The sequence below is a fragment of the Microbacterium schleiferi genome, assembly GCF_020781975.1.
In the GTDB taxonomy this organism is placed as follows: domain Bacteria; phylum Actinomycetota; class Actinomycetes; order Actinomycetales; family Microbacteriaceae; genus Microbacterium.
Genome location: NZ_JAJGNI010000021.1, coordinates 1 through 10,206, shown reverse-complemented (window position 1 = coordinate 10,206; position 10,206 = coordinate 1). Strand labels below are relative to the sequence as shown.

At 65.1% G+C, this 10,206-nt stretch carries 3 protein-coding genes; all 3 read right to left on the bottom strand.

Annotated features, from left to right (window positions below; translation table 11 throughout):
* Positions 1–440: 440 nt before the first annotated feature.
* Positions 441–2,591, bottom strand: a complete 2,151-nt coding sequence (locus LL236_RS14635; RefSeq protein ID WP_228179559.1) for a GmrSD restriction endonuclease domain-containing protein — start codon at positions 2,589–2,591, stop codon at positions 441–443.
* Between the two features lie 63 nt (positions 2,592–2,654).
* Positions 2,655–6,113, bottom strand: a complete 3,459-nt coding sequence (locus LL236_RS14630; protein WP_228179558.1) for an SNF2-related protein — start codon at positions 6,111–6,113, stop codon at positions 2,655–2,657.
* Complete coding sequence (locus LL236_RS14625; RefSeq protein ID WP_228179557.1) at positions 6,110–10,093, bottom strand: Eco57I restriction-modification methylase domain-containing protein; 3,984 nt, start codon at positions 10,091–10,093, stop codon at positions 6,110–6,112. Before LL236_RS14625 ends, LL236_RS14630 begins: the two co-directional genes overlap by 4 nt.
* Positions 10,094–10,206: the final 113 nt, after the last annotated feature.

The window sequence follows — 10,206 nt, the reverse complement described above, 5'->3', positions numbered from 1 at the left end:
TGGCTCATCGACGCCCCAGCCAAGAGATCACTCATCGCATACGACCACTGAAAACGATCGGACTCACTCATCTAGAGGATTCGCTCGACCAATGCCTGGATCACCTCGCGCTTGCGTCGTTGCTAGTGCGGCGACTGGATGACGCCGGACTACGCTCAGTGGTGTAGCCCGTGGCGCACGCTGAGTTCAGCTTCCCCGCGGGTCGGGAGTTCTCTGCTACAGGCCCCGCCGGTTGGATCGCGCTCTAGCGGCATTGGACGTCGGGAACTGATGCGAGCGACCAACTGAGCGACGTACCGCTCCTCCCCTCCTGGGGTTCTCAGCGCACAATTACAGTGATCTGGACACGCGAACGATGGGCTCGTGCGGGAGGAGCTCGCAGAGCTCCGGACCTACCGCTTACTCCTCGCAAACAAGAGTTGCCGCTGCCTCAGCGGCAACTAATCCTGAGCCACCGAGCGATCCCCTTCCCCCTGAGCGCCTAGTAGCTGTTCACGAAGTGCGTTGAGCCACGGCCCGTTCTCGACCCGCCAGAAGTACCAGGCGTTCCCGCTCTTGCCTCCACGGACAACCCTCGCGGCAGCTGCAGGGCTCGAATACGTCTTGCCCTCGTAGAAGACCTTTCCCCCGGCCAACACTTCGCACCGCGCATCCGGCCATCGGTCGTCGGCGCAGACAAGTACCGCGCCCACATCGAGAAGACCGGCCTCGATTAGGTGGGCGTAGCTCGCAGTCGCCTTCGACAGAAGCGAGGATCGATCAATCACCTTGCCTTGGTGTCCGTCCGGCACCGGCCAGGTGTCCAAGAGTGCCTTCGTAAGCTCAGCGGTGCGCTCGTCGATCAGCAACTCGTCCCAGCCCTCACTGGAGCGATCGACGACTACTCGGTTCATGAGGAACACGTCGTGACGGCGCATAGCGGCGCGCTTGCCCCCCTCTCCGAGCCACGCGCTGTTCGAAACCGAGGCGTTGAGCGATCCCGTGAGGAGCGTGAGGTTTCCGAGACGGTGCACGTGATCATCGCGATCTGCTTCGTCCGCAGCACCGTCGACGGGCCAATTCGTGCGCCAACCCCGCGGCAGAAGATGCTCGACCTGCTGCTTGTCGCGTGCCACACGGATGCCCGTCCTCGACGCGCCGGGCGAGGTGTAGCCGCGGTACCAGTCCTCGGCCGCCTGAAGGAGGAGCCGCTGCATTGGCTGCGAGAACCGACGGTAGAAGTGCTCTGTCGCGAGCACCGAGGTGACCTCCGCGTCACCTGGCCAATAGGTGCTCGCATACTGTTGACCGGTCAAGAATCGCTCGACTGCTTCGGTAAGTTCCGGCTCGGCAACTCCTCGCCCGACCGAGATGAGATCGGCGGCGATGCGGCCGAGGTCGCTGCTCTGCAGTCGCAGAAGCCTACGCCGGATGATCCAGCTCTCGACCATTCCGATTACTTGATCGACGACCGGCTGCGAGTAGCCGGCGCCCGGCTCCGTCAGCCACAGCACGACGGGCTTCGTGATCTCGACCTGCGCCACACCCATCCGGTACATGTGGAGTTCGAGACGACTGAGGTCAGCGTAGGCGTCCGCGGCACGCTCGGTGAGGTGCTGATAGGTCTTTGCCTGCTCGCTGATCAACTGGAGCAGCTCGACCATCGAGAGCGTCGTCTCGTGTTCCACGAAGAACTTGAAGCGGGTAAAGGTCGAGCGGGGGCTGATCTCTTTGCCCACCCGGGACAAGAGCCACTGGCTCAGGAAGACCGCGCTGCGCGTCGTCGCGTAACGACCGACGCTGACCTCCGCCTCCCAGAACTTCGACTCGAACGGCCACAGCTCCCGGTACGCGCGCTCCTCGTCCTCCCCCTCTAGCTTGAGGCGCTGGAAGACGAAGTTCTTGATGAGATCCGCCGCGGTGAGCGGCGTGCCGCGTGCGTTTAGAGTTTCGAAGATCTCCTGAGAATCCTCGTTCGCGTTCAGCTGGATGACCACCAGCTCAAGGGCATTTTGGAGAGCTACCGAGAGCGCGTCTGCTCGCACCGGCACCGATTCGGGTCCTTCATCGAGCCACGTCGTAACTCGCCCATGGAAAAACTCGTGTGCTCTCACAATCAGCGAATCGCGGTGCGAGAGCACCGCGTAGTCGATCGGGGGTTCTGCCTGCATCACCTCGTGGAAGGCGACGCGGTCGCGGTTTGTGTGCCGGAGCTTCAAACCGGGCTCGTCGGCAACGACAAACATCGAGCTGTTGTGTGTCAGAAACTGGAGCTGGCCCATCTGCGCGACCAAGTCGTGCGCGGCGAACGCCGCCGCGGTCGCATCAAGCACAAGCTGCAGAGTGGTCAGCCGCTGCTGACCGTCAACGATGAGAAACTCTTGCACGCCCACAGGGTGCGCGTCCGCCTGCTGTGTCACAACCGCTCCGAGGAAGTGGGTCGCAAGCGTGCCCGTGCTCCCTAGCCGATGCTCCGCGATTCGGCGGATGTCCGCCCATAGCGGTCCCCACTGCTCGTCCTCGTTCCACACATACGGGCGCTGATACAGCGGCACAGTAAGGTGCTGCGGCATGCCGAATATGCCCTGCGGAGTCGTAACGTCAGTTTTCATGTCTCACCTCACACCCGGGTCACCTGGCTTGTTCTCGGTCTGAATCCGCTTCCAACGCCTCCACTACTTCGCGGCAGTGGCTTCGAGAACGGAACTCTCTGCCTTCGTCCCCTCGACCGCCATCCAGGCGATGAGGCGCACATCGTCCAGCGCGATGGGAGGAAGAGGCTCGACCTTCTCGGCGGGCTGGATGCCGAACCCGTCGAGCACCTGGATGATCGCGTCCACAACAGCCACCGGCTTCCCAGGGGTGCGGAGCGCGGCCCGCATCGCCTTCCTGGCCTTGGCGGTCGGCACCGTGTTGAGCCGCTTGATCGTCTGGAGCTGTGCAGCTCCGAGGTGACCACCCTTGTTCAGGATGACTTCGCGCGCGTCTCGGAAGGACGCCGGGATCTCGGCGGCGAGGGCGTTCGGGTCGGTTGAGCGCATCCACTCGTCGTGCGCATCCTCCTGCGCGAGAGCCCATGCCTCGTATGCGGCGCGGAACGCTTCGTCGGGCAGAGACCTGAGCCTGTCGGGTTTGCCGGGGTCTGCGGTGACGAGTGAGATCAAAGTGTCATCGACCACGACGCGCCCGTCTTCGTCGGCGATGGGCTGCCAGGCGTCATCGGCGTTCACGTTGCGGAACCAGATGTGGCCCGTGTCGCCCATCTTCATGCAGAACACGAAGGCGCGGCCGGCGACGGCCGGGTTCACGAATCCGCTGCCGATACCGTAGGGCAGGTCTTCGAGCCGTCCGCGGAGCGCCTGGTCGGCGTCGAGCGCGTTAGCGAGCCGTCGCCGGTACTCCTCCCCCGATCCCGCAGCCGAGCCGCCTCCCTGCTCGATAAATTCCTCGATCTCGCCGACGATCGCGTCGGGGTCGTAGTGCTCCTGCGGCGGGTAGTGCGAAACCCCTGGGAGCACCTTCCCCGCGCCGATGGCGGCATCCGCCTGCCGAAGCTTGCGGATCAGGGTCTGCTCCAGCCCGAGGAACTCGTCAAGGTGCTCGGCCGGGAAGAACACGTCGAGTTCGATCGACTTGTGCTGGCTGCCGATGCGGTCGACACGGCCGTGGCGCTGCACGATGCGCATCGGGTTCCACGGCAGGTCGTAGTTGACGATGTGCGCTGCCTGTTGGAGATTCACGCCTTCGGCGAGCACGTCGGTCGTCAGCAGGATGTCGTAGAGGTCTGCCTCGATGGGAGTGCCATCGTCGCGGAGCTGGCCCGCAGTACGGGGCGCAAAATTGGCGACCGCTTTCGCGCGAGTGGGCTGGTCGATGCCGCCGCGCTTGCCCGAGGCGAACTCGCCGATCACCGCGGGCGCGACCCGGCCACGGTACGCCGCGAGGGGCGAGCCGTCGGCCACAGCGTCCAGCGCATCAGTGAGGCGCTCGTGCAGATCGCGGATCGTGTCGGCGTAGGTCGAGAAGACGATGACCTTTCGCCGATCGCTGGTCGGCGCGTTCGTCACGGCGGGCTTCTCGGCTTCAGTGGCGATCCTCTCCAGCTCGGCGATGAGCGCCGCAACCTTGGGCTCGTCGTCGTGCGCAGCGGCGTTCGCGAGCGACTGAAGCTGACGGATCAGCATGAGATCGAGCTCGACATCGGATGCCAGCAGCTCTGCGTCGTACAGGTCGGCGGGAGTGGCCTGGTGCTCCGTGTCCTCGTCGAGCCCGGCGACGATCTCGTCGAGGTCTTCGGACTCAGAGCTCACGTAGTCGCGCAACGCCCCGCCGACGAGGACAGTGCCCTTGCTTAATGCGGAGAGGAATGCCTCGTGAGTCTGGATGAGCACACCCAGCGTTCCGGCCAAGGCAGTGGGCGAGGATTCGAGCCGCTTGAGCAGCGCCGAGCGGAGCAGCCCCATGTTCGAGACCTCGGTCTTGTTGAGGTCCTCGGACTTCAGGTACTTGCTGGGGACGTATCGGGCAAGCAGGAGCCGCCCTGGATCGCTGCGGCGAACCTCGAACGAGGCAACATGGGCTTCGCTCTCCGGGATGTCGAGCGCATACGTCACGGCGTCGACCAACTGCTCGCCGGGCTCGTCGAGCTGGTAGTCGACGCGGCGCACGTCGGCGTCGGGGAACTCGACCGGGATCTTCTTGCCGCCGGGCCCGGCGATCGTCTCACCGCGGTAGTTGTCTTTGACGAACTTCCGGGTGCGCCGCACCGCGACCTGATCCATCAAGTCGAACAGGTGGGCGGGTGTCAGCGCCTCGGGGTCGAGCGCCTGTGCATCGCGGATGTACTTCCGGATCGACGGGATGCCGATGGAGGCGAAGCGCGCGTCGTCGCGGATGAAGTACTTGACCATCGTCTCGAGGTCGATGAGCGAGTTGTTCACCGGCGTCGCGGTCAGCAGCACGACCTTCTTCGGGTGTCGCCCCGCCAGGATGATCCGGTCCAGCGCCTCCGAGCGCGCAGCCCCCGCATTCCGCAGGTTGTGAGCCTCATCCACGATCACCAGCGCTGCATCCTCGGCGCGCTCGTAGAACCCGAGGTGCTCCGGGTGCCCCGGGTCCATGCGGCTGCGAATCTCCTCATAGGAGTGCACCGAGACGCGCCGCGAGATGTCGTACCGCTCCAGCACCGGGTCCCACACCGACGCCTTCAGCGCGGCGGGAGCGGCGACCAGCACACGCTGACGCTGCTGCTCGGTGGCCGCCGCGATCACTTCGAGGGCGAGGAAGGTCTTACCCAGACCCACCTCGTCAGCCACGAGCACGCCGCCAATCTCCTCCAGCAGCCGCCGCATCCGCTTCACGCCGTCGGCCTGGAACCGGGTCAGCTCGAAGCGCGTCGGCCCCGCCTGCTCGTCATCGAGATGCTCGCCATAGCGGGCCAGCAGCATACGCAGGAACACGCTCCACGGCGTGTGCTCGGCCCACAGCGGCTCATACAACCCGGCAAGGTCGAAGGCTTCGGAGTCGGCCCAGCACTCCTCGAACCAGTCAATGACCTGCGGCGTCGACCCATGTTGTCCGGACGCTCCGACGTTCAGCTCGGCGTTGCGCGTGAGCCCAGCGTAGGTCAGGTTCGACGACCCCGCGAGATAGGCAGGATGCGTCGGGTGGTGGCTGATGAACGCCTTACCGTGCAGAAACCCGCCCGTATATCGACGGATCTCCACAATCGGCTCACCGCGCTCGTCAGCGGCACGCAGCCACGCCACGAGCCGCCTCGCCGACTGCGTAGCCCGAAGCTCGAACCCGAGCGCGTCACGCTCCGCCTTCAACCAGCGCACATGATCGGTCAGCGCCGCATCGAGCCGCTTCTGCAGCGTCGCGTCGGCATCCACCGGAAGCAACGGATCAGGCACCGGATCGGCCCCGAGCAGGATGCGGATGCGCGGCAGCTTCTCCAGCTCATCAGCGAGCAACAGGAACCCCGCCGGGTTGATGTAGGCCGTCGCAATCGCGGCACTCGGCGGCACCGCCAGCGCCTCCCGATTCACGCGGAACAGGCGACGCACCTCCTCACGCACCGTCATCGGCGGCGCGATCCGGTTCGTCGCGAAGACCGGAAGCTGCTCGGTCATACCGCGTCCTTCCACTGCTCGTAGTATGCGAGGACACGCTCCAGCCGCGCGGCGTAGTTCCAGCCTCGATGGAATGTGGCAAAGACGTGCTCGACCTGCGCTTCCGTCAATCCGTAGAGAAGCGAAACCAGCGCGTCGAGCTCAGCGATGAGCTCCGACTTCGTCGGCTCTTCGTTGGCCGTCCCAACCTCCACGCCAACTTCGGCGGCCCATTCCGTAAAGCGATCATCCACCGCGGCCAGTCGTCCTGCAACGATGATCACCCGATCGGCGAGCAGCGACTCAGGCTTCAGTTCTGGGATGGGAAAAGCCTTCAGGATGAAGAAGTTAAGACTGAGCTCGACGAATCGTCGCGCGTACCAGTCGAGCGGAATCGACGCCAAGACTCCCAACAAGAAAGCTTCCACGCGACTGTCTCGCATGCGGTTGAACAGGAACGGTGCCTTGTTGGTGAGAACCGCGGGCGGGACGAGCGCCGCAATCACGGTCCGCTGGTTTGTCTGGTTGGTGATGTCCCGGAATGCGATGCGCGGCCGCTGGAAGGGCATGCGGCCGCCACTGATCAATGCCTCGGCGTCAACACCGAAGAATGCCGACGAAGAAGTGCGCGCCTGGCGTCGAAGCTTCTCACTGGCGCGCGGGCCAACGATCTCGGAGCTCGCCGAACCGTGTGCTCTTCCAGCGGACGGCGCCCAGAGGTCGAAAGATGCACCCTTGAGAACCGGAAGTTCCTTCGTAAAGTCGCCAACAGACCACAGAGCAGCATCGATGGTTTGATTGAAATCACCCTGAACAGGCGCAAAATCCATATCCTTACGTGACGCGCCAAGACTGGGAGACTCTCTGAGTTGCAAGAAAACGCCAGCACTTTCGGGCACCGGCAGGAGAGGAAACGAAAGCGCGTCTGACCACGCGCGCAACTCATCGTTGGTCACCTTCACTGCTTCGCTCTCAAGCGCGGCACTCATCGCATCTGCGCTCGCGAAAGGGCCAGCAATCGCGGTACGCGCCGAAGCTCCCCTGGCACCAACGACCAAGGCGATTGAGTACCGGCCGTCCACATCCTTGAACACCCACTGAGCTGTGTTCAGCAGCGTGGTGACACTTGCAAAGCTCCCGTGCTCGATCACCGCTCGGCGCCAGTCCGCGGTGCCCAACGCCGAGGTCGCGGTTCTCGGAAGGACGACGGCAAATCGACCCCCATCCCTGACTAGGCCGTCGAACCGCCAACAAAACGCCTTGTAGAGGTCCGCATGGCCCTTCTCAAGGCCTGGGAATGGCCCCTTTGCAAGAACGCTTCGAAGAGCATCTGCACGAGTCCGCTCAGCGACCATCTGAGCGACGAGATCAGGTCTCGAATCGCGGTATTGCTCGATCAGCTCCTTTTGTCGCTCTACGGTCCATCCCTTCAGACCAGGGAACCGCAGGGTCCAAAACTTGATCTCTTCGTAGACAAGCTCTTCCCACGGCGGGTTCCCAACAAGTACGTCGAAGCCGGGGCGCTCGCGAAGAAACACCTCGGGGAACAGATAGGGCATGTGCGCAGGCTGGAGCGGATCGACGGCGTCACGCACCTCACGCATCGCTGCGAGTGCGACGAACTGCTCGGCATCCCACGCCTCGTCGATCGTCACGCCGAGGCGTTTGGCTACGGCCACGTCGAAGATCGCCTTCGCCGGGGCCGCTGCGTCGCGTGCCTTCGCGAGCATCTCCGCACCGGCAGCGACCTCCGACTTGTCGGCCTCGGATGCGTTCGCGTAGTCGATGAGGAGGTCGCGTGCGGCCGTCAGCGGCTCGCGGATGATCTGCTCGAACAGGCCGTCGGCCTTCAGCGCGTCCATCGCCTCGTCGATGGTGCCGATGCCGGTGAGAGAGTTGGCGAGGACGAGGCCGTGGTCGAGGCTCGACATCGGCAGGCCGGGCACGAAGGTGTGGATCCAGAGGGCGAGCTGCGACAGCTCGACGGCGAGCGGGTTGATGTCAAGGCCGTAGATGCAGCGGCGGGCCACCTGGCGGCGAAGGAGCTGGCCGTCGGTGATCGCCTTTGCGCCCTCCGTGTCCTGCCCGAGTGCCTCGCGCGCCTTCTCCGCGAGGCGTGCGAGTTCAGCCCGCACGCCTGGCACCTCGGTGGCGGTGAGGAAGTCGCGCATGCCGCGCTCGATCTTGTCTACGGCGGCGACGAGGAAGTGGGCGGATCCCATCGCCAGGTCGGCGACGCGGAAGTCGAAGAAGGCGTCAGAAGCTTGGCGTTCCTTGCCCTCGTCCATGAGGGTCTTGATCCGGTCGAGGTGGGCCTTCAGCGCGGGCTCGACCGACCGCTCAATGAGGTGATCCACGACGATCTTCGGCGTGTAGTACGAACCGGTCGCCTTGCGCTCCCCCGAGGCGGAGTGGAAGTACGGGCGACCCGCGGGCGCGACGACCTCATCGCCATCCTTCGCGGGAACGTATGCGCCGTTCCGGTCGACGGTGAGGTTCTGCTCGGCGAGCGAGAGGCTGGATTCCAGCAGACCCTCGTAGATGGTGCCGAACTCGCGCACCTGGAGGCTGCGGAAGTCGACCGGCCCCCAGGTCCGGTCGACGGTCTCCTCGCTAAGGAGTTCCTGGAGGGCCGGGCCGATCACGCTGTCGGTGAGCTTGACGCGCGACAGCAGCGCGCCCTCTTCGGTAGCCGGGTCGAACAGGCTGCCGCCGTAGGCGGGCACCTCCCAGCGGAAGTTGCCATGGAAGATGACCTCCCACACCTGCGTGAGATCCGACCAGATCGCTGCCGACTCAGTGGAGAACTGGTCGGGGCCGGTGCCGATCTCGCGGGTGATGAACGCTTGGAGCGAGTTGGCGTCGTAGTGATCGTTGCGACCCGCGGGCAGCAGCTCGGTCGCCTCCCCGTACGCCTGGAAGAGCAGCCGGAACAGGATGCGCATCGTCAGGCGGTACGCCATCTGAAGACCCTGAGCGTCGAGCGCGAGCCCGAGCGACGGGAGCTGATCGGCGATGGCGAGCGCGACCCGAGGCACCACGCCTTCGTACACACGGTCGCGCAGGCGCGTGCCGAGGTCGGCGGCATACTTGCCAGAACCATCGAGGATCTGCTGCGCGGAGCCGCCCGCGTCGAGCGCCTCGGCGGAGAAGATCAGTGTGAGCAACGCAGCCTGCTCGGGCGCGAGCAGATCGAGATCCAGCTCGAAGTAGGTCTCGGACTGCCCGCGCTGGCCGACGCCGACACCGTCACGTCCTGGGTAGAGCCGCAGGGTGGACTTGCGCAGCGCGATCACCCACGGCACGTCCTCGCGGCCAGCGATTTCGAGCGCCTTGGCGACGGGTGTGAGCTGGTACGTCGTGGACTTCTGATTGAAGTGCTCGTCGTCACGCAGAAGCACCGCGACGGCGCGGCGTGGGCCGCTGGAGGTGCGCAGGACGAGCAGCCGCTCCGACCCCGCGGGCTCGGTGTCGAACCCGAGCGCGGTGACCAGCTCGATGCCGCGCTTGGGCAGGATCGGCGTCGCCTTCTTGCCCGCCGACTCCCAATCCGGGCGGCGAGGCACATCGCGGTTCAGGTGGTAGGTGGCGAACAGGAAGTGGTTGGAGAAGCCGTCCGTGCCCGCCGAGGACATCGCCTCCTGGATGGCACGAATACGCCCGTGGGCGGCGAGCCCGTTCCCCTCCTCCAGCACAGACTGAAGCTGTCTCTCCGCCTGGCCGACCGTGATGGGGCCGATGGGCGGGGCGTCCGCGGACGGGTAGTGAATCCATACGCCCTCCGGCGTGACGGCTGCGACGATGAAGCCCATCGGAGCCCGCGTGCCGCGCGACTTCCACAGATCATCGAGCACGCCCTTCGTCGGCCGCGTGGCCAGGCGGGCGATACCCACCTGGATCGCTCCTGCCCCGGCGTCATCCCGACCGAGGACGACGACCGCATCGGTTGCGCCCGCAGGTGCATCCGCCCATGCGACCGTGCTCGACCCATCAAGCTGCAATGCCCACACGCTGCCCGCCCCCTAGTGCTGTCGAACGGCGCTTGACCCCTGATCTTGGACACGCTGATTCCAGCACGGCGCTGGGGAAGCGAGAATCCAAGGGATGGCTAGGA